This is a genomic window from Acinetobacter sp. 243_ASPC, from assembly GCF_001054715.1.
In the GTDB taxonomy this organism is placed as follows: domain Bacteria; phylum Pseudomonadota; class Gammaproteobacteria; order Pseudomonadales; family Moraxellaceae; genus Acinetobacter; species Acinetobacter soli.
In genome coordinates this window covers 39,187-64,952 of sequence record NZ_JVOR01000046.1, presented here as the reverse complement: position 1 = coordinate 64,952, position 25,766 = coordinate 39,187, and the positions used below count along the sequence as shown (strand labels likewise).

The following is a 25,766-nucleotide window of genomic DNA, read 5'->3' as shown; positions in this document are numbered from 1 at the left end:
TCATAACCCGAAGGTCGTTGGTTCAAATCCAGCTCCCGCTACCAAGTTTCTAAGAGGGCTCACAGATAGGTGGGCCTTTTTGCACAGTGGATTTTAGGTTGCTGTGCAAAAATATAGGGGCGATTAACGCCCTTTTTTATTGGCTATCGTGTAGTGTCGACATCAATTGGTCAAATAGTCATGCTTCACTATAGTAAGTCTGAATCGGTCAAAGGACCGATTGAATCGCACAAAAATGACGAGAGTAAATGAAGTTATCAAACAAAACCCAAGCACTCCAAGATCTAATCGCTCCTGCAGTGCAAGCCTGTGACGTCAATCTTTGGGGAATTGAATTTATTCCACAAGGCAAGCGTTCATTATTGCGTATTTTTATTGATAAGCCCGTAGATGAGACTGCTGAACCTGTTGTAAATGAAGACGGGGAAACTGAGCTCGGACGTGGTATTGGCGTTCAGGACTGTGTTCGTGTGACCCAGCAAGTGGGTGCCATCTTGGACGTTCATGATCCGATTTCAGGTGAGTATGCACTTGAAGTTTCATCACCAGGTTGGGATCGACCGTTTTTCCAGCTTGAACAAATGTCTGCATATATCGGACAACAAGTCGCTCTGAGATTAATTAGCGCTGTCGAAAATCGTCGTAAGTTCCAAGCAAAACTGTTGCTCGTAGACCTTGAAAATGAAATGATTCAAGTAGAAGTAGACGGTAAGCATGTGCTTGAGATTGATAGTCATAATATCGACAAAGCAAACTTGATCTATCAGGACTAAATTCATTTAAATCAATAAGAATCTGTAGGTGACTTATGAGCCGTGAAATTCTTACCGTTGTAGAAACGGTTAGTAATGAAAAAGGTGTTAGTCGTGAAGCGATCTTCGAAGCGCTAGAACAAGCTCTTGTTGCGGCAACGAAGAAAAAATTCTACGAAGGCACAAATGCAGAAGAAGCGCAGTTGCGTGTTGAAATTGATCGTAAAACAGGTGACTACCGCACGTTCCGTCAATGGACACTTGTGGCCGATGAAGATCATGAAATGCCAGCATGTCAAGACGCGATTTCTGATGTTGATTCATCAAAATGGTCAATTGGCGATGTGCGTGAACTTGAAGTAGAGTCGATCGAATTTGGTCGTATTGCTGCTCAAATTGCCAAGCAAGTGATTGTACAAAAAATCCGTGAAGCAGAACGCGCACTGATTGCAGATGCTTACGAGTCAAAAGTGGGTGAGCTCATTTATGGCGAAGTGAAAAAGCAAACCAAAGACGGTTTCATTATCGATCTAGGGGACAATGCAGAAGCGTATTTGGCACGTGAAGAAATGATTGCCAAAGAAATTTTGCGTCCTAAGCAACGTGTTAACGCAATTTTGTACAGCGTAAACCGTGAAGGTCGTGGTGCGCAGTTGCTCTTGTCACGTGCACGTCCTGAAATGCTGATGGCATTGATGAAAAAAGAAATTCCAGAAATTTCTGAAGAAATCATTGAAATTAAAGCAGCGGCACGTCAGCCGGGTGTTCGCGCAAAAATTGCCGTGAAAACCAATGACCATCGTATCGATCCTGTTGGTGCATGTATTGGTATGCGTGGTACGCGTATCCAAGCGGTTCAGCAAGAACTCAACGGCGAGCGTATTGATGTGGTGGTATGGTCAGACGATCCAGCACAATACATCGCAAGCGCGCTTGAGCCAGCTGATGTATCGGGCATCGTACTCGATGAAGATACACGCAGTGCCGATATTATTTTTGCAACCAATGATCAGTTGGCGCGTGCAATTGGTTCACAAGGCCAGAATGTACGTCTTGCATCTGAATTAACTGGTTACAAACTCGACATGATGCTTGAAGAAGAGTATCGTGCTCGTCAACAAAATGAAGCACAGCAGTATTTGGACATGTTTGTCACACGTCTGGATATTGAAGAAGATCTCGCAATGGCGCTGGTTGAAATGGGCTTTACTTCTCTTGAAGAAATTGCTTACGTACCACCAGAAACCTTTGATGAAATTGAGCTTGATCAAGAGTTGGTTGAGTTACTTCAAAGCCGTGCAAAAGAAGCCGCATTAACAGATGCATTAAAACAGCAAGAAAATGTTCAAGAACCAAGTCAAGAACTTCTCGAAATGGAAGGCATGACTCGTGAGCTTGCATACGCTCTTGCAGCACGTGGTGTCGTGACAGTTGATGATCTTGCCGATCAAGCAACCGATGATATTTCTGATATCGAAGGTCTTGGTCAAGAAAAAGCAGGTCAACTGATTATGAAAGCACGCGAATCTTGGTTTAATTAAGGGGGTGGTACATGACGGACAAATCCATTAAAGAGTTAGCACTCAGTGTTGATCGTCCTGTTGAAAAGCTCCTTGAACAGGTTCGTGAAGCAGGTCTGCCACAACGTACAGCAAATGACATTATTACCACTGAACAGCAAAATACCTTGGTGAATTACTTGAAAAAGGTTCACGGGCAGGAAAGTGGTGCAGGAAAAATCACGTTGAAACGTAAAACTACCAGTACGGCAAAAGTGGCGAGCACATCAGGCAAAGCCAAAACCATTAACGTAGAAGTTCGCAAGAAGCATACGTTTACCAAGCCAAATCCTGAACAAATCGCGGCTGAAGCCAAAGCGCGTCAGGAAAGCGAAGAAAAAGCACGTACACAAGATCGTACGCGTCAAGTGGCGGAACAACCAAAGCGTGACGAAGTTGTAGAAAATAAAGCGCAAGCAACGTTAAACGCGATGCGTGCTGCTCAGCAAAAAGAAACCGCAAAAACCACAACGGCAACAGCTGAGGTGGTGGTAAAACGTAAATCGACCAATAAACCAATCAAGCCTGTCAATGTAAAACAGGTGGAAACGGCCGAACAACGTAAAGCGCGTGAAGCAGAAGCGGCTAAACTTAAAGCGACAGAAGAAACAGCACGTCGTAAAGCAGCGGAAGAAGCGCAACAGCGTACACTTGAACAAATGCGCAAAATGGCGTCTAAGTATTCAAGTGACGAAGCGACTACGACAATTCGTGTGATTGATGATTCTCCACTTGCTTCAGGTCTAGTTGGCCAAGCTTATGAAGATTCATTTAAGCAAGAAGACCGTGAAATTAAACGCGGTAGCGCAACCACCAATCCGCGTGCGGGTAAAAAAGGTGGCCGCCGTGGTCAAGAAGAGCAAAGCTTTGTTAACCACAATAAACGTGGTTTGAAATCAAGCCAAGCAAATAAGCATGGATTTGAAAAGCCAGTTAAAAAGCAAGTTTATGATGTAGAAATCGGTTCAAGCATTGTTGTTGCCGATCTTGCACAAAAAATGGCAGTCAAAGTACGTGAAGTCATCAAATCACTAATGAAAATGGGTGAGTTGGTTAATCAAGATCAAGCGATTGATCAAGATATCGCTGCACTTGTTGTTGAAGAAATGGGCCATAACCCTGTTTTAGTTTCTGATACACAAGCAGAAGATAACTTGCTTGAAGCGGCTGAAGAAGCACGTGGTGAGCAAACGACTCGTCCGCCAGTTGTGACGATCATGGGTCACGTAGACCATGGTAAAACCTCGTTGCTTGACCGTATTCGTCGCTCGAAAGTGGCAGCGGGTGAAGCGGGTGGTATTACCCAGCATATTGGTGCTTATCACGTTGAAACGCCAAAAGGGATTATTACTTTCCTAGATACTCCGGGACATGCTGCATTTACTTCAATGCGTGCACGTGGTGCGAAAGCAACGGATATCGTGGTATTGGTAGTTGCAGCAGATGACGGTGTAATGCCACAAACTGCAGAAGCAATTGACCATGCGCGTGCAGCAGGTACGCCAATCATTGTTGCAATCAACAAGATGGATAAAGAATCTGCTGATGTAGACCGTGTGTTAAATGAATTAACAACGAAACAAATCGTTCCAGAAGAATGGGGTGGTGATGTTCCGATTGCTAAAGTTTCTGCACACAGTGGACAAGGGATCGATGAACTTCTTGATTTGATTTTGATTCAATCAGAATTGATGGAATTAAAAGCATCTTCTGAAGGTGCTGCGCAGGGTGTTGTGATTGAAGCACGTGTCGACAAAGGCCGTGGTGCAGTGACCTCGATTCTGGTGCAAAACGGTACATTGAACATTGGTGACCTTGTACTTGCAGGTTCATCTTATGGTCGTGTTCGTGCGATGTCTGATGAAAATGGTCAGCCAATCAAATCTGCAGGTCCGTCTATTCCAGTGGAAATTCTGGGCTTACCAGATGCTCCAATGGCGGGTGATGAAGTGCTTGTGGTTAATGACGAGAAGAAAGCTCGTGAAGTGGCCGATGCGCGTGCAGACCGTGAACGTCAAAAACGTATTGAGCGTCAAAGTGCAATGCGTCTTGAAAACATCATGTCATCAATGGGCAAAAAAGACGTTCCAACCGTCAATGTAGTCTTGAAAGCAGACGTACGTGGTACGCTTGAAGCCTTGACTGCAGCCTTGAATGAATTGTCGATGGACGAAGTTCGCGTTCGTGTGATCAGTTCAGGTGTTGGTGCAATCACAGAATCTGACGTAACACTTGCAGAATCGTCTGAAGCAGTATTGCTTGGCTTTAACGTTCGTGCCGATACAACCGCACGTCAAAAGAGCGATCAAGACGGCATCGACATTCGTTACTACAGCATCATCTATGAATTGATTGATGATGTGAAGAATGCCATGAGCGGTAAGCTTGCACCTGAACACCGTGAAACCATCTTGGGTGTTGCTGAAGTACGTGAAGTATTCCACTCAAGCAAGTTTGGTGCAGCAGCGGGCTGTATGGTACTTGAAGGTATGTTACATCGTAATAAGCCGATTCGCGTATTACGTGATGACGTGGTGGTCTTCCAAGGCGAGCTTGAATCTCTTCGTCGTTATAAAGATGTGGTAGATGAAGTTCGTGCCGGTATGGAATGTGGCCTTGCGGTGAAAGGTTATAAAGACATCAAGGTCAAAGACAAGATCGAAGTCTATGATGTTCAATTAATTAAACGGAGTCTTTAATGGCGGGTAGCCAACGCTTAAAGCGAATGGCGGATTCAGTGCAACGTGAGTTGTCTGAACTGATCCGTCAGGAGCTGAAAGATCCTCGCTTAGGTGGTCTAGTGACCATTTCGGCGGTGAAAGTCAGTGCAGACATGGGTTATGCTGAAGTTTATGTCACAGTAATGGGGCGTGAGCTCGGTGATGAGCAAAGTGAGGCAGCAAATAAAGAAACGCTAGACGTTTTAAATAAAGCATCTGGTTTCTTGCGCCATGAACTAAGCCGTCGCATCAAGACACGTATTACGCCTAGATTGCGTTTTCATTATGACAAAACCAATGCCTATGGTAATTACATGTTTGGTTTGATTGAAAAGGCAGTACAAGATCTGCCAGAACAGTCGCCTGAAGATAAATCTTAAATAAAAAAAAGCCACCTTCGGGTGGCTTTTTTTTGCTGCGCTTTTAATCCTTGGGAGGATCCATAGGCGGTTTAGTCGATGAAAAGCGTTGACCGAATTTATAGCGATCCCACGGTAAAGGGCGATTAATACTTTCAGGCACTTCACCACTTAAAGAGCGTAAACGCAAATGTAATGCCGCCTGTGCCATCAAGTTGGCTGAAACGGGTGCTGTGATAAATGCCAGTAAGGTAATGATCAGCTCTGCAAAGCCGAAGCGACCATGAAATGCAGAATAAATAATTGAGGCAATCAAAAAACCGCCCAAACCTAGGGTACTGGCTTTGGTGGGTGCATGCAGGCGCATAAATAGATCAGGCAGGCGAATCATGCCAATTCCACCAATCAGAATAAAAAAGGCGCCAATCAATAAAAAGATCGAAACCAGAATTTCCATGATCAATTGCATGAGTTGCTCCTAGTCAATGACATGCCCAGTGGTAAAATAACGTGCCAATGCGACAGTCGAAACAAAGCCCAGCATGGCAATCAGCAATGCGCCTTCAAACAGATTGGTGGTGGCCCAGTAAATTCCCAGCACAATCACCAAACAGGTTGCATTTAAAAACAAGGTGTCGAGTGCCAGTAGTCGATCAATAACCGAAGGCCCCATGACCAAACGAATCAGGCAAAGAAACATCGAAATCGTAATGGCAACCAAACAGATGCCTAAAGCATAAGGAAGTATGGTCATGCGCGATCTCCTTGATTTGGATCGACTTCAAAAATGGCAAGTAGCGGTTTTTCGTAGCGATCTTTAATATCTTGAATATCCAGCTCAGTATCGTCTGTGCTGAGTGAATGCACCAGAATATCACCACGTTCCTGATCAATACCCGCAGATACGGTGCCAGGTGTGGTGGTAATAATCATCGCCAGCAAACTGTTCACCTGTTCATGCTGGGTTTCTAGCGGTACACGATACCATTTGGGACACAAACGATCAGTTGGCCCTAGCACCAATTTGGCGACGCGAATGTTGGAGATTACGATATCCCAAAGCACCACAAAAACCAGCTTGATGGCCAGCGTCCAGTGAATGTGCGGCGTACGTTTAATAAACGGACGCATCATTCGTGGAATAAAAATACCCAGTAAAGCTGCCAAGAGCAGATGTCCAAACTCCACGCTACGCGACAGCATGAGCCAGCTCAATACGACAATCACTGAAACAAATGGATGAGGAAACCAACGTTCAAGTAAAGAATCTTTTTTCATCTCTATTGCTCCATTGGTTTGAGTTGGGCATCGCTTGGTGCAACTTGCTCGTTTTTAAGCTGCTGTTCAATCTGGCGCAGTTTATAAGACGAGATATGTTCACCGTTTAAACTATTTGGCGACACAACATACGGAATATAGTGAGCATTGGCATCTGGCGCTTCTCCGCCATATTTGGTTTCCGGCAAATAGGTTGGATCAAAAGTTTGAACGCTAATCACTTGGCCTTCACGGTCTTTTTTCAATACCTGATCGACATACAATGATCGATCACGTATTTGTTCGGCGGTCGCTTGCGTGTATTGCTGAATGGGCGATGCAAAAACGACGTAAGCCGTTAAAATACTTAAAAACACATAAATCGTGATGTTGTTGCGTGCCGGAGCACGGTCAGGTAAAGCCTGATAACGTACATATTCTGGTTGTGTTGGATCTTGCTCAGGACGGCTTGAGCGCCAAAACAGCACAAAGCCCACACGAGTCAGTGCAATAATACTGAGCAAACTCACGATCAAAATAATGGCAATAATCCAGCCCTGATGCGCCGACTGTGCTGTGGCCTGTAAAATAAAGACTTTACCAAGGAACCCACTAAACGGGGGCAGGCCTGCAAGCATGAGTGCAATCAGTAGATAAACAATCGAGAGTAGCTTGTCTTGTTTCATTTGCGGCGCAATTTTAAGGTGATCCTTAAACTCACCACGTTGCGCAGTAATCCAGCCTGAAAACAGATAAAATGCTGCTGCAATCAGGGTACTATGCACCAGATAATACAGCGCTGCAGCCCATGCTTGCGTGTTGGCCATGGCAATGGCAATCAGTAATGTACCGACCGACGATAAGATCATAAACCCGATAAAGCGACGTAAACGATCTGCTCCAATAGCGCCAATCACACCATAAATGGAGGTGATCAGGCCAATTGGTAGTAGCCATTGCTGTAACATCGCTTGTGAGAAGGTATCATCAAATACCGTACCATTAACACGTAAAATGGCATAAATCCCCACTTTGGTCATAATGGTGAAAATTGCAGCGACGGGCGTTGTGGCCACAGCATAGGTTTTCGGTAGCCAAAATCCAACGGGAAGCATGGCTGCTTTAATTCCAAAAACCACAAATAACAATAAGCCACCCGCTGCTGCAAGTTTGTGTGCATCAGGCTCAAGAATTGGCATTAAGCGCGCCACATCCGCCATATTGAGACTGCCGACACTGCCATAAATCATCCCGAGGCCAATCAAAAATAGTGCAGAAGCCAGCAAGTTGATGGTGACGTAATGTATTCCCAATTGAAACCGCGCTTTGCCTTGTGTATGTAACAGCAGTACATACGATGCCAACAGCAAAACTTCAAAAAAGACAAACAGGTTGAATAAGTCGCCCGTTAAAAATGCCCCGGACACCCCCATGAGTAAAAAATGAAACATGGTGTGGAAATAACGACCACGCGCATCCCACTCTTTGCTGGCAAACCACAATACAGGTGCAGCAAGGGCATAAGTGAGCAACAGCATGAATGCAGACAAGCGATCCAGAATTAATACAATGCCAAACGGTGCCGACCATTCTCCGAGTTGATAAACCGTAATCTGACCAGTATTGGCGATCATGAAATAACTAATCGCGGTTGCCAGACTCAACAAGATTGAAACTAAACTGATGCCGCGGCGCCATGGTTGACGCGGATCGTGATCTAAAGCGCCCGATCCGGGATTCCCCAACAAAATGAGTGCAAATGCAGTAAAAGCCGGAATTAAAATACTCATGATTGGCGCATGAGCATGCCAGAAGGTCATAAAATCAAACATTATGGCTTGTCCTCACGCGGGTCATAGTTCAGTGATGGATCTTCTTTTGAATCGACATGATCGGTTCCAGACTCATAACGACTGCGGATGGCCAATTGCACCACAAAGGCTGTGGTCGCAAATCCAATCACAATCGCAGTCAACACCAAAGCCTGAGGTAAGGGATCTGTTACATTGGCTGTTTCGGTGAGTACGGCAGGAGAGTTCGTCTGCAAGCGTCCCATGGCAAACAAAAATAAATTCACAGCATAACCCATCATGGCCAGTCCCAATACGACGGGAAAGGTACGCGCACGTAGAATCAAATAAATACCAGTTGCAACCAATAACCCGATTGCAGAGGCCAGTAAAAACTCAAGACTTATCATGATCAATCTCCTTCACGTAGAACAGGACCAGACATGGTGGAATGTCGAGAATCCCCCAAGACTGAAATCAGCAGCATGGTGGCGCCCACAACCGTGGCATAAACGCCCACGTCAAAAGCTGCGGCACTGGCCAGATGCATTTCTCCCAAAAGTGGCGGATGCACATAAATATGCGCACTGGTCAAAAATGGACGTAACCAGTACCATGCGGCTAAACCCGTAAGCCCTGCAATCATGAGTCCTGAACCAATCCAGATTTCATATAAGCGACCAGACTTAGCTTGCAATAGACGCTCAGCGCGATCCTGACCCTGTGCAACATACTGAATGATCAATGCCATGGAGGTAATCAAGCCAGCAATGAATCCGCCTCCAGGATAGTTATGCCCACGTAAAAAGATATACAAGCTCACCACCAATGCCACAGGAAGTACCCATGAGGCTGTGGTTCTGAGCATGAGAGGAGAGGGATTAAAACGATAGGTCAGACCTGGTGTCACGCTGGTGCCGTGGATTCGCATGCCATCCATGAGGCACAGTGCACCCAAGGCAGCAATTCCGAGTACCGTGATTTCACCGAAGGTATCGAAGCCACGGAAATCGACCAGAATAACGTTGACCACGTTTGAACCGCCGCCAAGTGGAAGCGATTGTTGTAAGAAGAACCATGAAATTGAATTGTGATCACGCGTTAGAATCAGCCATGCAATCCAGCCCACCCCAGCGCCACCCAAAATCGCGATACTGGCATCGCGCCAGCGACGCGTACGTTTGGATTCATAAGGTGTAAGTTGTGGCAGCAATGACAAACTCATCAGCAATAACACTGTGGTCACCACATCGACGGTAATTTGGGTCAAGGCAAGGTCAGGTGCAGAAAGGCCGACAAACACCATGGTCACCACCAAACCAATCGCACCGCTGATCAAGACAGCTTTGATTCGTTCATGATGGAACCAGATCATCATCCAGCAGGCACAGAAAAGTACCAGCCATAACACCACAGCAGCCCACGGCGCCAGTAACAGCTCACGTGTTCCTGTGGTCAAGCCCTGATTCACCAGAGGTGTGGCGACAATGGCAATGCTAAAAAGTAAAATCCAAAACAGATAAAGCTGTAATGATCCGGTTTCTGTGCTGAGCTTGATTTTACGACTGCCCAACAATAAATAATGAAGGAAACGATCAAACAGCTCACGCCCTTGCAAGCGCCCCAAATAAGGGTCTAAATCGATATCGCGCAAGCGCTGACCTTTTGCAAGTGCAAAATAAAACAATGCCCCACCCACCAGTGCGATGACACTCATCAGCAGTGGCAGATTAAAACCATGCCAAATCGCCAGATGACTTCCTGCAAAATCTGGTGTCATCAGGCTTGCACGGGTGGTTTGATTGACAATGTTTTCGACCAAGAGCGCCGGTAAAATACCGACTAAAATACACAAAGTTGCCAGTAAGATTGCAGGTAAACGCATGCCGATTGGTGGTTCATGTGCATTTTTATTGGGAACTTTACTGCCGATTGGACCATCAAAAAATACGCCGTGTACCAGTCGAATCGAGTAACTCACGGCAAAAATACCCGCCAGTGTTGCCACGATAATCGAGAAGATCAGCGCACCACCCGAAAGATTGGCCACCAACTCGGTAAAGAACATTTCTTTAGAGATAAAGCCATTGGTGAGTGGGACACCAGCCATCGAAGCGGCAGTGATCATGGTCAGGGTGCCGGTAAAGGGCAGCATTTGCCAAATTCCGCTGAGTTTGCGTAAATCGCGTGTTTGGGTTTCGTGGTCGATAATTCCCGCGATCATAAACAGCGCTGCTTTAAAGGTGGCATGGTTAATGATGTGAAAAATCGCCGCAGCCACCGCAAGCGGTGATCCGATACCGAGCAAACACACAATAAGCCCTAAGTGGCTGATGGTGGAATATGCCAAAAGACCTTTTAGATCTTCTTTAAAAATCGCAAAGAAAGCAGCCATACATAAGGTAAATAGGCCGACAAACGTCACGATATTATGATACAGCGCTGCACCCACAAAAATTGGGGCCAAACGTGCCAGCAGGAAAATTCCTGCCTTCACCATGGTTGCAGAATGCAAATAGGCCGAGACAGGTGTAGGGGCTGCCATGGCATTGGGTAACCAGAAGTGAAACGGGAACTGCGCGCTTTTGGTAAATGCACCCAGTAGAATCAGCAGCAAAGCCGGTACAAATAGGCTATGTGATTGAATCAGCTCTTTCATTCCGAGCAGTTGATCAATCTGATAAGTTCCTGCGATTTGACCCAGCAAAATAAATCCACCCAGCATCGCAAGACCGCCCATACCTGTAATGGTAAGTGCCATACGTGAGCCACGCTGTGCCGCTTCGTAATTCCCCCAATATCCCACTAGTAAAAAAGATGAAATACTGGTCAATTCCCAAAAAATCAGGAGCAGAATGAGGTTATTGGAAAGTGAAATTCCCAGCATGGCTGCCATAAAAATCATCAGCAACATATACAGCTTGGAGAGGGAATTTTTGGCGCTCAGGTAATAATATGCATAGATGTAAATCAGTGTACCGATGCCGGTAATGAGGAGGCTAAACAGCAAGCCCAACGCATCGAGACGAAAACTGAGATTGATTCCAAGTTGAGGTAACCATGCCCAGCTTTGCTGAACAACGGCACCACTAAATACCGCCTGAGCTTGGGTCAAGAGCAAACTGAAACTGGCGAGACTGACCCCAATGGCACCGAGTGCGGTGATCCCTCGAGAAAATCGCTGCAGAAATAAGACAAGTGTTGTGCCTAATATTAACGGTAATAAGATAATGATCGGTAACACGCTGGTATCCATGTCATGAGTTAGGCCGCAGCCTAAACGTGAATCTTATCTTTTAAGCGGTCTAGGATGACAAAGAGCCTTCCAAATATTGATCACTTAAAAACCAAAATAGAACAAAGCAAGGAAAAAACAAGCTGTATTGCGCAACTTGAAAAAACAAAATAAAACTATCCAAAGCAGTATACAGGATAGAAAATAAACACACCTCAACGCTTACATGAAAATAACATTATCAAAGACTTAAATGAAGACTTCAGGCTAAGATAGTGATTTTCATTGATAGGTAATTTCAATTGTAACACAAAATCTGATTTAATTTGTTAATTATTCAGCCTATTTATCGTGCGGAATCAACATGCGGTTCATCTGAGGGTAAATCTGGCTTGAGCAGCTGAATCAGTTGCTGTTTTTGTTCTGGCGAAAGTGACTGAATTTGCGCCACTAAACCATCTAGTTGCTCGGTGCCAGCCAGTAAGCAAGGCGACTCATCGGGAGCCGATTCAGTCGCTTGATTAAACAGTCGATTATAGATTTGATCATAAAGATGTACTGGGGCACTGGGTTCAATAGTGTGAATTTGAAAATGGATCAGTTTCAACGATTGATAATCGCTGGCATGCTCAAGTAATTCGTCCCGATTGCCTGTCGCAATAATTTGAATGGCCGGAAAGGCACGACTCAGACGCTTTAATATTTCATGCGAAAGCTGATGGTCCAGCTGAGCATCGATATGGTCGATCATCAAAATCCCTTCGCCTTCAAGGCAAGGGTACAGACTAAATGGATTCAGCAAGCATAGGCGTCTGACCACATCTCCCACCAGTGCGATCCAGACTTTGAGTGAGTTAGACAATTGTTGATAAGGGAGGAGCTGCCCTTGATAGCGCGCCATAAGTTGCAATTTAGGGTGATACTCAAGGTAAAGATCGGTCAATTCAGGAAAAACCATTTGCAAACTATTTTTCAGTGCTTGTAAATGTGGCGTTTTTAATTGAGCCTGCGCATGAAACATTACTTCTTCAAGTGGTGGTGCATTGCTGTCTTCATCATGTTGGGTGACGCGTTGTAGAAGCTGAGCAGCCTGAGCATTTTCAACATCACTGACTTCACGCAACCATTCAAAGAAGCGTGCAAATGTGGTGTAGGGTGGCGTCACAGTTTCATAGGCAGAAATGGGTTGAAACACCGCCGGAATATTTTTGCTGAGTAAATTTACTTCGTGAATAAAACGATCGGCAGGGTAGTAAGCGATCAGAGGCAGGCCTTGTAACGGATCTTGATGTATGGCGTGCTGATAAAGACTAACCAGTTGTTCAAGTTGTTGCGTATCAACTTGACTGATGCCTGTCCCACTGGCCGATAAGGTTTTAAATAGTCGCCATGTGCATCCGTGAGCGTCGTATTGTTGTACATCGCTGCTTTCTGTGATCACACCTATTTCAGCAGGAAATTGCACATCTAATTGAATTTTTGCCTGCGTTTTTTGAAAGCTGATATCTTGATCTTGCATGACAATGCCGGCAGCACGCGCGTCTTTAAAGCGTGCAGGAAACCAACTGAGCGCCTGAAAAAGATGCTTGAGCAGCGTGGTTTTACCTGATGAATGCTCACCCAGAATCAATGTGACGGGCTTTTGAGCGTAATCGAACTGTACGTCAAGGTTTTGAAATGGACCAATATGTTTTAGACGGATCGATTTTAGCTTCATCAGTGGCTCACTCTCTATACGACAGATGTACTCAAGCGCTGTGACGAGCGTAACTTGAGCTGTTGCACAAGATCATAAATATGATGGATGTTCAAACTTACTTTAGCACGGGTACAAGCCACATAGAGCAGACGAAGTTCTTCATCTGTAATTTTATGCTCTAAATTGTTAATTTTAAATTGGTAGTCGTCTTCAATATGCACGCGGTTCCACTCAAGACCTTTGGCTTTATGTGCCGTTGAGATCACATAGTCTGCTTGCTCAATCGGTGTAATTTTGGACAATGCCTTTTTAAGAGGGGCTGTACCGTGGTCATCGACCAGTTTCACCAAAGGCTTAATGTCACTGCCATCATTGGTTTCACAATATTCATGTACATCATGCCATGAATTGAACCATGCCAGCTCTGGAACGTCGGTCACACGTTTGCCCTGTTTGAGCTGGCTGGCCGCATCGACAAAGCGATTGAGTTTATTGTGATCGGCTTGGAGGCTGACTTTATCGCCATGAACCAGACCAGAGAGGAGTAACTCCATGGCACGGGCATTGGTTCTGCACAAAATCGCATCACGCTGTTTGGTATGCGGTTTGTTGACGACTTTTGAATTCAGTTCGGGATTGCCCAGCAGCGGGATGGTTTCATTCAGTCCATGCAGCAGATGATTGGCAATATCGGCAATACTTTCGCCAAAGCGAAACGAGGTGGTCAGGCGTGACTCAGGCAAGGGCAGTTGTTGCATGGCATTGACTGCACCGCGCCAAGCATAAATTTGCTGATGCGCATCCCCTACATAGATCACCTGTGTACTACGTTGTTTGAGCAAGATGCCGAGCATGAGTGGATCGGCATCTTGTGCTTCATCAAATAGCACATAATCGGCTGGAATGACGGGATTTGATAACGCCCAGAGCTTGAGGTAGATATCGTGCCCGATACCCGCCTGATGCTGTGGATCAATCGATTCTAGCCAGCGCCGCTCAACTGCCGGATAAAGATGCTGTTGAAGCTGATCGATGTCATCGGGATGCAGCCAGCTCGGTGCCTGAATATGTCGAGGTGCAGGATATTGCGAGTTGGTCGAGCAAAAGTAACTGACCGTGTTGGCCACTAAACTGGCTAGACGACTGGGCATCAGCACATATTTTTCGTAACGCCCGCCCATCAATCGACGTAAAGTAATCGGCTCAAGCCGATAATCCTTGGCCATAAAGCTGGGGCTGAGTCGTGGTAAGCGAAGTTTATCGGTAACGCCGCGTGGCACACTACGAAATGCCAATGAATGAAAGGTTCTGCAATCCACTTGTCGATGAAACTTTTGCTGTGCCTCACTGGCAATGGCTTTGTTAAAAGCCAGATACATGCCACGCCGTGCAGGCATGGCATCACTGATCATTTGCAAGGTGGTGGTTTTTCCTGTGCCTGCATAGGCAATCACCTTAAACGATTCACCCAAACGGGCATTGTCAATTGCGGTCGCTTGTTCGTATGTGGCTTTTGGTTTTTCTTGGCTCGACACAGGTGGCAGTTATCCTTTTATCCGATTGGCTTTTTCGACCAGACCCGATAGGCCTTGACGTCGTGCCAGTTCATTGAGTACCAATTCAGGACTGAGATCGAAATAGCCCAGCATGATAATGCTATGGAACCAAAGATCGGCTGTTTCATAAATTAAATCATTGCGCGTTGCATCACTTGGTTGGTGTGCAAACTCTTTAGCCGCCAGCAGGGTTTCAATATTTTCTTCACCCACTTTCTCTAAAATCTTGTTTAGGCCTTTTTGATACAGACTGGCCACGTAGGAGCTGTCTGCTTGTGCCTGCTTACGCGCTTGCATGAGCTGACCAAGGTAGGCAAGAACATCGATTTGATCATCGGTCTTGAGAGTGTCGTGTGGCTCTTGCTTGGCCGTTTCACCATAAATGGCGGTTGGATCTTTGAGCTGCGCATCAACGATTTCCCAGCCTTGCGGAGTCAGTACGCGATAAAAACAGGATTCACGGCCTGTATGGCAGGCAATGCCTCCGTGCTGCTCGATCTGTAAGATAATGACATCCGCATCACAGTCGAGACGAATTTCATACACGGTTTGAAAGTGCCCAGATTCTTCGCCTTTATGCCAAAGCTTTTGACGCGAACGTGAGAAATACACGGCCTGTTTTTTTTCTGCGGTTAAAGCCAAGGATTCACGATTCATCCAAGCGACCATCAAAATACGACCAGTTTGATGATGCTGCGCGATGGCTGGAATTAATCCTTGTTCGTTAAATTTTACTTCATCGAGCCATTGCACGTTGTTCATGAGACATCACCAATATGGAAATAGAAAAAGAGTTGTTGGTCATTTAAGACGGTTATAGTGTACGGCATCTGACCGGATTTGCGAAAAAAAACTCGATCTTTTGGCCAGATTCATGGGGGCTTTACCAGCATATACGAAAAACTGGGCCATATGGCCCAGTCGGATTGGCGTACTTCATTAGGCAGATAGCGCTCATGAAGCAGTCTGCACGAGATGACGCCGTGCTTTTATTTGGTCACGCGCCAGAGCGCAATCAGTGTAGCCACGACAATTAAAGGAGCTGAGAAATACCACGGTGCAATCACAGCAATACTGAGTAAAATTGCAATCATGCTGCCAAAGATCCAGCTCCGCTTTTGTTGCTGTTCCATTTGCAAACGTAATTGCAGAATTTCACGCACCTGACGATCTTGCCATGCAGATTGATTTTTTAATCCGTTTAAACTGTCGATCATTAAAGTCGGGAGGTCATGCGCGCCCAATAACAGATCAGGAATTTGCTGACCCAGCGCCTTCATGTTTTTGACTGGATTCATTTCCGCTTTCACCCATTCAGTCAAAATAGGTTTGGCCAGTTTCCAGATATCCAGTTGTGGATACAAATCGGTGCCCAAACCTTCTACATGGACCAATGTTTTGAGCAGCAGCATCAGTTGAGGTGGAATTTCCAAACGAAAGCGTCGGGCAATATCCATCACCTGCAATAAAATACCGGCAAAGTCGAGCTGATCCATGGGTTTAGAGACCATCGGGCCTACGGTACGGCGCATTTCACGAGCCAAGGCATCCTGATCGGTACCGGGTGGAATCCAGCCCGCTTGGTGTACAATCTGAATCAACTGCATAAAGTTGCTGTTCATTACTGCCAGTAGCATGCGTGCAACGGTCATCTGATCTGATTTAGACAACTCGCCCATAATCGCACAATCGAGTCCAATGAAACGTGGATTAGTTGGATTGAGGGTTTCAACAAAGACATTGCCAGGATGCATGTCGGCATGGAAAAAGTTGTCGCGGAAAACCTGTGTAAAGAAAATTGTGAGACCTTTTTCGGCCAGTTGTGCACGATCCATACCAAGGCGATCAAAGGTAGCGGTATCGGAAATCGGCACACCTGTAATGCGCTCTGCCACCATCACGTCGGTACTGTCCATATAAACTTCGGGCACATACATCATGCTTGAGCCCGTAAAGTTATGGCGCATGCGACGGGTATTGTCCGCTTCAAGTGTGAGATCCAGTTCATTGAGAATGATCTGACGGTAATCTTGAATAATTTCAGTTAAATGCAGTGCGCGTGCGGCCTCAATCCGGCTTTCGAGCCATTGACCAAGCCATGTGATAATTTCAAAATCTTGCAGAATCTGACTGCGAATATTGGGACGAGTGACTTTAACCACCACTTCGCGACCATCAAACAAAGCCGCGGTATGCACCTGTGCAATTGAGGCAGCAGCAAGGGGCTGTTCGTCAAAACGTGCAAAGAGTGTATTTACATCGGCTTTCAGCGCATTCTGGATCCGCTGTTTGGCAATCTGGGTATCAAATGGCTTAACCTGATCTTGTAATAATACCAATTGTGCCAAAATTTCAGGTGGAATTAGATCACGACGTGTCGAGAGCAATTGCCCCATCTTGATGGCCAGTGGCCCCATATCTTCAATGGCTTCTTTGAGCTTGAACGGATTTTTACGTTCACGGCTCGACCATGCGGCAGGATGTAGACGGATCAGATTAAGGGCATGGCGTGCTTTGGTAGGCAATTCTTCCGCAGGAAACAGGGTGTCGAGCCGATAGTGTGCAGCAATACGCCAGAGTTCGAGTAACCGTGAAACGTGCGGAACCATAGTCAGTTGTCACCTAATTGTTGGGTAGTATCTTGGTTTTAAGTTGTGAAAGTCTGGCTTCGATTCGATCCAGCTCTTGATTCAATTTACGGGTTTGGCCTTGAAGTGCGTTTATTTGCCAACGTGAAGCGAACAAACCGGTATCTTCTTTGAGTGCATCTTCAGCAAAAAATAATCCGCTTTCGACTGCACGTTTGAGGTGTTTGGGCACACCACCGAGTTTGCCCAGTTCATGTGCAAGCGCAGGGCCAACCCATGGACTTAAATGTGATGCAAGATCAGGTTCAGCTTCATTTAAAATACGCTGAATGTCTTGCAACAGATGATAATCACCTTGAAGCGGTACGTTACCGATCTGCTCTGGATCGCTGAGAAGCAATTTAAGGAGCGAGATGACATTGGGCACATGCAAGGTAGCGGTGGCTTCGATGACGCAGTGTTGTTGATCAAAAGGGCGTTGTTCAAAGATTGACGCTTTCTCGGCATGTCCTGTCACTGTAGGTTCAAGACGCACCTTGTGTTCATCAAAAAACACATCCACCGACAGCTGCGGACTGTCAATCACCACACGCAGCAGCTTGTCTTGGAGACGGTTGAGCTGGATGCGGGTAATGGCATCCAGATCGATAAAATGATGAATACAGCGTTCGATTGCACCTAGCGCAAGAATCGACCACATCAGATTACATCCTTTAAAGTTTGAATCCGCGGTGAACAGCCACAATACCGCCGGTGAGGTTGTGATAGTCGCAGTTTTTAAAGCCAGCCTGCTCCATCATACCTTTTAAGGTACGCTGATCAGGATGCATACGAATCGATTCGGCCAGATATTTATAACTTTCGGCATCGTTGGCTACAAGTTTGCCCATGATTGGCAAGGCAGTAAATGAGTAAAAATCGTAAAGCTTTGAAAAAGGTTCAAAGACGGGTTTTGAAAACTCAAGGACCAACAGGCGACCACCCGGTTTTAGTACGCGATACATCGCTTCAAGTGCGGCATCTTTATCCGTGACGTTACGTAAGCCAAAGCTGATCGTCAGCAGATCAAAGCTGTTGTCTGCAAAGGGTTCGAGTGTTTCGGCATTGGCCAGTACAAAATCTACATTGGTACAGCCTGCATCAAGTAAACGGTCACGCCCGACGTTAAGCATCGACTCATTGATATCGGAAAGTACGACACGTCCTTGAGGGCCGACTTCACGGCTAAACACTTTGGCAAGATCCCCAGTACCGCCCGCAATATCCAACACATGCTGCCCACGGCGCACACCCGACATATTAATTGCAAAACGTTTCCACAAACGATGAATACCAAATGACATCAAGTCATTCATGATGTCGTATTTACTCGCCACGGAGTGGAACACTTCGGCCACTTTTTGGGCCTTATCTTCAGCTTTTACAGTTTGATATCCAAAGTGTGTGGTATCACCGACATTGCCTGTTTTACCTGCACCCCGTGGTAAATTGTATTTTGGTACATTACTGATCGGCGCATCGTTGAATTCTTGTTGTAACGACTGTTGTTGACCTTGTGGTGTACCTTGAGGAAGTGGGCTATTCAGGAAAGGACTGGTACTGTCTGAACGTTGAGCCGGCTCAGTAGGAGTAGTGGGCGTTTGATTTTCGTTAGACATGATGTCGCTCCTGAATGTAAACACACATGATCAAATGATAATGGCTGTGCATGATGACAGAGTTTGGAGTTGTTTGACAGACGTCATCATGCAATTGTTATTAATACTATACATAAAATGCAGCAGTGCAAGCATGGCATGCACCCTGCTGAAAACGCAAGGAAAGCAGATCAATAAAATGGATCAGGATGCCCTGCATGAACCTTTTCAACAATCTCACGCTCTTTGTGGGTAAAGGCCTTGATAAACGCTTCAGCCGACTTCATGGGTTTCATGGCGCGAAAGCCTTCATCAATAAAGTGATACATCAACTCAAAGTTATGCTTCATGACTGGCCCTTTGGCCATTTTAAATGCGGTATACATTACAAATGAGCGCATATATTTATCAAGCGCTTTGCCGAGGTCATCGAGTAAAGCCAACTGATGTAGTCGCTGCGCTTTCTGGTCGAGCTGAATTAAAGTTTGACGCATCATTTCGTCTGTAATGGGTGTGTCGACTGGATAGTCTTTAAGAAGTTGCAGTGCAATTTGTTCGTCTAATTCAAGCGCAAGAATGGCTAAACTAATCGATTTCGTCCCCGTTTTGATGGCATTGTCGGGCACCAGTTTTTCAACTTTGTGGGCATATTTGAGTAATCGTTCAATTTGAGCCGCCAGTGGATCAAAGTCGGGACCACCATATAAACGATTTAAAAAATAATCTGTCATTAAGCGATATTGTGGTTGTTCAAACAGATCGGAATGGGTATGTATCATGCGGGCTTTTAGCCAGCTTTGTGCATCAAAAAGACGATCGCGCAAAATCGGATCATGATGATGCGCAAGCGCATGATACTGCTTTAATAAGTCATCAAATGGAGCAAGCTTGGACATAACGAACGTGCAAAAAGAACATATTTAGAAAAGCATACGTTGCTTTCATGAGTAGAGCTATGGCCATTTAATCTGGACGCTTAAAAAAAATCCCAATGCGTAAACTATTTAAAATAAACCTCATAATTGAGCGTAGAGCTAAATTGTCCCGCAGTAGACGGTTTGGCTAGAAAAAAGACACCCGCTTCAAAGTTTTTCGTGAGGGTCGAACCGTTGCTGCTTCCAAAATCAAATGTACTGTCTAGCGCAATCGGCTGGGTGCTGCCTGCTTCATAGACTTTAATGCCCACTACATTTTTCATACCGGTTTCAGAAGGCGTTATGGTGTCGGTGTCATAGGCTTGTGTTGAAGTAAACTTGCCTGCAAAAGGATAGGCCGCACAATTTTTACCTGTTGTAGTTACATTAATAGTGAAAGGTGTACGGCGTAAAATAGGACCGACATCTTGATAAGTGTAGTAAGAGCCTAAATCGACATTTTGTGTATTTAAACTGGTTACGCAGTCAATATAAGTCACAGCAACATTCGAAATTTTTTCCTGAAAGTTGCCATTAGCATTTCGGGCACCTACACCATCCAGCTGAAAAGCCTGATAGGTCTGTGCACTTCCAGTGTAGTTGTTGCCCGAACCACGAGACTTAATAAATAGCGAATAACTTACCGTGATAGTTCGAGGGTCCGAACAATAACCTGATGATCTACCAATTAAGGCACAATTATTACGCGCTGTTGAATCTCTATTTCGTCCTGAAATCGCGATATAACCTGTATCGACTTTATAATCGGTTAAAGAATCGATTGGATAATCAGTACCATTGTAACGCACCCCTATAATTAAATTAGTACTTCTAAAGGCTTGAGCGAGTGTTTTGGTGGCATCGTCTAACCATAGGTAGGCTCGTTCAGTGCCATTTGTTGCATAGTCGTCATAACAGGTAAAGGTTGTAGTATAGACGGCCGATTGCCAAAGCAGGGTATTTGCAGCCTGGTTTGAGTTAGTCACTCGGATTGTACCTACATTGGTGGTGTGTGTAGTGTTCGTTGCCGAGTTGATATTAAAATTGGTGGGCGATTTTGAGCCTTCCAGACAGCGTGTTGCCCAGCTATTTTGAGTACCGATAAGAATCGTTAAAATAAACATACACAGCTGTAAGAAGCCAGATCGGGTCATTTGCATGTTAATGTGCTCCTACAGCAGTACATGAAACATTGATTTCATCATAACCTGTTTGACGGTTACTTAAGGTAGGCAATGTCAATTGGCACTGCTCGGTTGTATCTTCACCCCATTTCACCAAAAGTGTTTGTCCTGAGCTGACACCGCTTAAAAATGCCTGACCATTGAGTCCAACCAGACCAACATTTTTCTGGGTTTTTATATCGATTACAGATGCGCCTGTCGTGACTGTTTTACCATTAAAAGATAATGTGGTGAGTACACTCTGACCAGATCTCACATCGAATTTTACTTTCACAACAGCATATTTGGTTGGAACAATATCACTAATGACAGGATCATCAATGTTTACGTTCTGACCGATATCTTCAGCTCTTAATGCAACACGGTTGCGCATATAGGCTGTACTGCCACTGATAACCGCATAGCCGGATTTATCAACTTTTAAACCCGCCTGATTCTCAACACGTACACCTTCTGCACCTTTGGCCTCAATCACGATTGGATTGCTATACATTTGCTGACCAAAAATAATGCCATCGGAATGTACCAAAACACCGCCGTTAATATTGGCTGAAGCTTGCTGATACTGATTAGAGTAAGTATAGCCAAAGCTGGAATTGAGTTTGGTTCCTCTGTAATTGGTATTAAACGCAACACTGTTATTATTATTTTGTTCAGCATATCCAAACTGAACCTGAGCGTTCAGATTCTTGTCTTCGAGGAAATTGCCTGAAAGCGCTGTGGTGGTGTTGCTACCTGTAGAACCTGAATATTGATAACTGGTATTCGAAATCAAATCGTATTTTTTGATGGTCATTGGACGATCAAGCGGAATACTGATGTTAAAGCCGACATTGTAGTCTGAGCTTTGGAACATGGATTTTGTTTTTTGATAGTACAAGCCATAAAAGATACCTTTATAGTTATGGTTGTACCCGACTTGCCAGCTTTCCTGATTAAATTCTTTCTGCCAAAAATCAGTTTTGGCTAACGTTGCATATACTTGTCCGCGCTGTCCCAAACTCTGATTAAAAGACACCTGAAACTGATTACGTTTATTGTAATAAGTAGAAGAATAATAGTAACGACGACGTTCCTCTTCACTTAATTGATCATTATTGCTTGCAGTGGTGTCGTCGTAGGTGTATTCGTAGAGCCCATTTTTCCATTGGGCCTTTTCTTGTAAGGCATCACCTAGACTATAGTAGTTTTGAGTAGAATAGCGATATCCGACAACACGGATATTGGTCCCTAAACTATTGAGTGATTTAGAGTAAAGAAAACGTAAACTTCCGCCTTCTTTCTTATCGCCTTGAGCTGTAGTATTTTGCGCATAAGTGATATCACTTGAAAGTGCGCCAAAATTCCCCATCGACACCGCAAGACCTGTGGCAACGGCGTAGTAGTCCTGAGCGGCAATCGCACCTGTATATGGGGTCAGGTAATTATTTAAGCCGTAGGCATAACTTAATTGGGCAAAGTATGGATGATAGTTATTATAGGTTCCATCACGGTACTGTCCTGCCGTCAGCTGGAACTTACTTTGACCTGCCCGCACCATATTAGGAACAGCAGAATAAGGTTGAACAAATTTTTTAATGCGTCCATCACTTTCAATAATGGAAACTTCTAGATCACCACTTTGATTCGCTGCATATAAATCGTTAATGACGAAGTTGCCTGCAGCCACATTGGTGGTATAGATAATATAGCCATTTTGACGAATCTCGATCAGTGCATTGGTCTGGGCAACGCCTCGAATTACAGGGGCATAGTTTTGTAAACCCAATGGCAGTTGAATCGTATCGCTACTGAGCTGAACACCACGAAAATTAATGCTATCGAATACATCATTGCTACTTGAGGCATCGCCAAGCTCCAGACGCATCGGAATTGGGGTATGCAAATCACGTTCAAATTTATTCGAAACTGTTTGCCAGTGCGTGGATTGACCTGAATATTGAGTTAGGCTGCTTTGGTTGCGATAGCGCCATGCGCCGTAATTGAAGCCGCCGTTTAAAAAGAGGGCGTTATTATAGCGATCTTCAGTATTTTTATTATTGAAATAGTTAGAGCTAAGAGAGTAGTTGAGAACAAGTGCATTAATGCCTTGATTAAATAAACGTACAGGCACATAACCACGTGCATATTGTTGTAAATTGATTTGTGGTATCGATAAATCAATCTTTTGTGCATTGGTATCGGTGGTAATTGTGGCATTTGGGATTGCACTTAAATCATAACAACCAGCAGCATTTTGTCTTTTTTCTGAAGGAGATTGAAATAAAATGCTGTAATCGTCAATTAAATGCTGATCAAGACAAGGCATAACATTATTGTGCTCATCTTTTAAAAACTCGACTGAGCGAGTTCCTACTTTTTGTCCATTAATAAAAATTGAAAAATCGTATGTTCCTGGCGTAATGCTATATCCATTTTTGACTGCCTCAATGGAAACCTGATCGGTTACATCCTGCAAAAATGCAACATTAAACTCAGTATCAGCCGCATGTGCAAGGGAACTATATATTCCTATGCACACCGCTGTGAGCCGAAAAGGGAGATTTTTCAATAATAAATTTGGCATATAAGATAGACAGGTCGTTTATTTCAATGCAACAGTAGGCATAGACGTATTGCCGCCATATTCATTGATATACGTATAGCTAATACTGCTTAAATTTTTTGGTAGATTTTTTAATACATCAATCGTTTTAAATGGCGCAACCATATCATGATTCATATTGGCCACAGGCTGTGTCTCATTGTTTAATTTCAAGTCGCCAATGGTGACAAATAACGGGCTTTTATTTTCAAGCTTTAAGGTATTGCCTTCGACATACCAGCGTAACTGTTTAACGGCATCGGAAAGCTCAACTGATTTTGGTCGATAAAATAATTTGATTTTTGATCTAACTGCCAGTTGAAGCGTATTTTCAACTTCCGGCTTTGGCGGAATTTCTTGAATATTAATCCAGAACTGACTTTCTCTGTCTGTTGCCAAACCATTTCCCGAATAAATGATTCTTAGTACAGTTTCTTTTTTTGAATCAAGCTTCAGTAAAGGTGGGGTAATGACAAAAGGGACTTTGGTATCTGCAAGAGGTGTCTCGCCAGCTTCAATCCAGTTTTGAACCATATAGGCTTTATCTGCATTGTTGCGAATAGTGAGCGTTGCAGCTTTGGCATCACCATTGTAGATGACGCGGCTTGCTAAGGCTTGAACAGCTGAATGGCTGGTGATGGGTAAACAAATACTGCTCGCAGTAATACAGACAGCTGTTAAAAGACGATTCAAGCGCATAGCAAACCTACTTCAATAAATTACTTTTGTTGTAATGTAACACGTGCAGTCGCGTTTGCCGCGCCAGCCGCTACAGTTGCACCAGTTGCTTGGTAGAATGCTTGCAAATTAAGCGTACCTGTTGCTGCACCAGCAGTTGAGCCTGTTGTGGTTAAAGATGCATTTGATGCGCTACTTGCAGTTGTGTTGATGTTAACTGCTGTAGAACCGTCAGCACTTGCAAGACCAATACCGACGCCAGTTGCATTGCTCACTTTAAACAAGTTTGTATTGGCTGCATCTGCTGTACCGATAAAAGCAAACTGATAAGTACCCGCATTACAGTTATTTACTGAAAGAGTAAACGGTTGTGGGCTTGATTTATCGCCTGTATTTTTGAATGTAGAAGTTGGCCAGTTTCCTAAAGTAACGTCAGCTGAAGCAGTGCCATTTACTGTAACGTCGCATGCAGCTGCAACAACGTTACCTTTAAAGTTGATTGTACCCGCGTCAGCAAAGCTCTGAGTTGAAATTGTTAAGGTAGCAACAGTTGCTAGAAGAGCAATAGTAGACTTCATAGGAGAACCCTTTTCCAAATTAAGTTTTTAAATTGATAGTTTTTGCATAAAAATAAACATTGCGTCAATAAATTTACTTAATCTAGAATTTATGTGACGAAGTTCATGTTTTAATCATACTATATCTTTACAAAAAAAAACCATACTTAAAATTATAAAAATGAGACTTTTCTTCATATTTTTTTGTTTTATGCGACCTTTAGTGGTTTTTTTATGCTTTTTGTATAGTGTAAGCACTTATTTCATAATGATAAATTTGCTAAAACATTCAATATAAAAAATAAATAGCGCCTCAGAGGGAGAGTGTTTTGAAAAATAACTACAAACATCTATTCCCTATATTCTTAGCTGTCACCTGTTATTCGGGATGTTATGCGGCAGAAAGTGCGGAAATTCATTTTGTTGGTAATATTGTAGAGCCTGCATGTGAGGTCACGGTGCAAATCGATGATCCGCGATGTGAGCAGCAGGTAAAATCGGCAGGTCTTGAGCGTTTGGCTTCAATTACTCAAACAGAAACCTCTTTTGATGCGCTTTCTGCGTGGTTAAATTCAAATACGTCGTCTTCCTTTGCTTCAATGCAATTGGTTGCGGTAAAGCAGAATGTTCAACTTGGTAATCTGGTGGTGCAATACCGTTAAGCAAAACTCGCATGAGCATCTGTACATGAATTTAA

The 25,766-nt window shown here is 44.4% G+C and carries 22 protein-coding genes; 5 read left to right on the top strand and 17 right to left on the bottom strand.

The genetic code is table 11. From position 1 onward, the window contains the following. Positions 1-248: 248 nt before the first annotated feature. From rimP to ADA42_RS04965, 4 genes are read left to right on the top strand one after another with little or no spacing between them, the layout of a single operon-like run. Positions 249-773, top strand: coding sequence for a ribosome maturation factor RimP (gene rimP, locus ADA42_RS04980; protein ID WP_004932478.1), 525 nt, complete (start codon positions 249-251; stop codon positions 771-773). 35 nt (positions 774-808) lie between these two features. Next, positions 809-2,293 (top strand): transcription termination factor NusA, encoded by a 1,485-nt coding sequence (gene nusA, locus ADA42_RS04975; protein WP_004943981.1) that lies wholly within the window; start codon positions 809-811, stop codon positions 2,291-2,293. A gap of 11 nt (positions 2,294-2,304) precedes the next feature. Further along, complete coding sequence (infB, locus tag ADA42_RS04970; RefSeq protein ID WP_004932482.1) at positions 2,305-5,010, top strand: translation initiation factor IF-2; 2,706 nt, start codon at positions 2,305-2,307, stop codon at positions 5,008-5,010. Then, on the top strand, positions 5,010-5,411 hold the full coding sequence (locus ADA42_RS04965; protein ID WP_004932486.1) for a ribosome-binding factor A: 402 nt from the start codon (positions 5,010-5,012) through the stop codon (positions 5,409-5,411). Before infB ends, ADA42_RS04965 begins: the two co-directional genes overlap by 1 nt. 43 nt (positions 5,412-5,454) lie before the next feature. On the opposite strand, the gene ADA42_RS04960 is transcribed toward ADA42_RS04965, so the two are convergent. From ADA42_RS04960 to ADA42_RS04880, 17 genes are all read right to left on the bottom strand, one after another. Beyond that, positions 5,455-5,859, bottom strand: a complete 405-nt coding sequence (locus ADA42_RS04960) for a Na+/H+ antiporter subunit G (protein ID WP_004932488.1) — start codon at positions 5,857-5,859, stop codon at positions 5,455-5,457. A 9-nt stretch (positions 5,860-5,868) separates the two neighbouring features. Beyond that, entirely contained in the window at positions 5,869-6,144 is a 276-nt protein-coding gene (locus ADA42_RS04955; RefSeq protein ID WP_004932491.1) for a monovalent cation/H+ antiporter subunit F, read from the bottom strand. Then, positions 6,141-6,668 carry a Na+/H+ antiporter subunit E gene (locus ADA42_RS04950; protein ID WP_048763912.1) on the bottom strand — a complete coding sequence of 176 codons (528 nt, stop codon included), beginning with the start codon at positions 6,666-6,668 and terminating at the stop codon, positions 6,141-6,143. The genes ADA42_RS04955 and ADA42_RS04950 overlap by 4 nt, the downstream gene beginning before the upstream one ends. 2 nt (positions 6,669-6,670) lie before the next feature. Beyond that, on the bottom strand, positions 6,671-8,479 hold the full coding sequence (locus ADA42_RS04945) for a monovalent cation/H+ antiporter subunit D (RefSeq protein WP_048763910.1): 1,809 nt from the start codon (positions 8,477-8,479) through the stop codon (positions 6,671-6,673). After that, entirely contained in the window at positions 8,479-8,847 is a 369-nt protein-coding gene (locus ADA42_RS04940) for a Na+/H+ antiporter subunit C (protein WP_004943971.1), read from the bottom strand. The genes ADA42_RS04945 and ADA42_RS04940 overlap by 1 nt, the downstream gene beginning before the upstream one ends. Positions 8,848-8,849: 2 nt before the next feature. Further along, the gene (locus tag ADA42_RS04935) at positions 8,850-11,693 is read right to left on the bottom strand and encodes a monovalent cation/H+ antiporter subunit A (RefSeq protein ID WP_004932499.1); all 2,844 of its coding nucleotides are present in this window, start codon (positions 11,691-11,693) and stop codon (positions 8,850-8,852) included. Between the two features lie 325 nt (positions 11,694-12,018). After that, a complete protein-coding gene (locus tag ADA42_RS04930) occupies positions 12,019-13,389 on the bottom strand; it encodes an ATP-binding protein (RefSeq protein WP_048763908.1) in 1,371 nt (456 codons plus the stop codon). Positions 13,390-13,403: 14 nt separating this feature from the next. Beyond that, the gene (locus tag ADA42_RS04925) at positions 13,404-14,906 is read right to left on the bottom strand and encodes a UvrD-helicase domain-containing protein (protein WP_004932507.1); all 1,503 of its coding nucleotides are present in this window, start codon (positions 14,904-14,906) and stop codon (positions 13,404-13,406) included. Between the two features lie 9 nt (positions 14,907-14,915). Further along, positions 14,916-15,689 (bottom strand): bifunctional phosphoribosyl-AMP cyclohydrolase/phosphoribosyl-ATP diphosphatase HisIE, encoded by a 774-nt coding sequence (hisIE, locus tag ADA42_RS04920; protein WP_004932512.1) that lies wholly within the window; start codon positions 15,687-15,689, stop codon positions 14,916-14,918. Positions 15,690-15,916: 227 nt separating this feature from the next. Further along, complete coding sequence (locus ADA42_RS04915; RefSeq protein WP_048763906.1) at positions 15,917-17,536, bottom strand: ABC1 kinase family protein; 1,620 nt, start codon at positions 17,534-17,536, stop codon at positions 15,917-15,919. Between the two features lie 13 nt (positions 17,537-17,549). Further along, positions 17,550-18,215 carry a ubiquinone biosynthesis accessory factor UbiJ gene (locus ADA42_RS04910; RefSeq protein WP_048763905.1) on the bottom strand — a complete coding sequence of 222 codons (666 nt, stop codon included), beginning with the start codon at positions 18,213-18,215 and terminating at the stop codon, positions 17,550-17,552. A 13-nt stretch (positions 18,216-18,228) separates the two neighbouring features. Beyond that, positions 18,229-19,173 (bottom strand): bifunctional demethylmenaquinone methyltransferase/2-methoxy-6-polyprenyl-1,4-benzoquinol methylase UbiE, encoded by a 945-nt coding sequence (gene ubiE, locus ADA42_RS04905; protein ID WP_004943959.1) that lies wholly within the window; start codon positions 19,171-19,173, stop codon positions 18,229-18,231. Positions 19,174-19,343: 170 nt separating this feature from the next. Continuing rightward, the gene (locus ADA42_RS04900) at positions 19,344-20,048 is read right to left on the bottom strand and encodes an FFLEELY motif protein (protein WP_004943957.1); all 705 of its coding nucleotides are present in this window, start codon (positions 20,046-20,048) and stop codon (positions 19,344-19,346) included. Between the two features lie 104 nt (positions 20,049-20,152). Next, positions 20,153-21,226 carry a fimbrial protein gene (locus ADA42_RS04895; protein WP_048763903.1) on the bottom strand — a complete coding sequence of 358 codons (1,074 nt, stop codon included), beginning with the start codon at positions 21,224-21,226 and terminating at the stop codon, positions 20,153-20,155. Between the two features lies 1 nt (position 21,227). After that, a complete protein-coding gene (locus ADA42_RS04890) occupies positions 21,228-23,816 on the bottom strand; it encodes a fimbria/pilus outer membrane usher protein (RefSeq protein WP_048763901.1) in 2,589 nt (862 codons plus the stop codon). 18 nt (positions 23,817-23,834) lie between these two features. Continuing rightward, positions 23,835-24,533 (bottom strand): fimbrial biogenesis chaperone, encoded by a 699-nt coding sequence (locus ADA42_RS04885; protein ID WP_048763900.1) that lies wholly within the window; start codon positions 24,531-24,533, stop codon positions 23,835-23,837. 20 nt (positions 24,534-24,553) lie between these two features. After that, entirely contained in the window at positions 24,554-25,090 is a 537-nt protein-coding gene (locus ADA42_RS04880; protein ID WP_048763898.1) for a fimbrial protein, read from the bottom strand. Positions 25,091-25,398: 308 nt separating this feature from the next. Here ADA42_RS04880 and ADA42_RS04875 point away from each other — a divergent pair, with 308 nt between their 5' ends. Further along, entirely contained in the window at positions 25,399-25,731 is a 333-nt protein-coding gene (locus ADA42_RS04875) for a hypothetical protein (protein ID WP_004943943.1), read from the top strand. Positions 25,732-25,766: the final 35 nt, after the last annotated feature.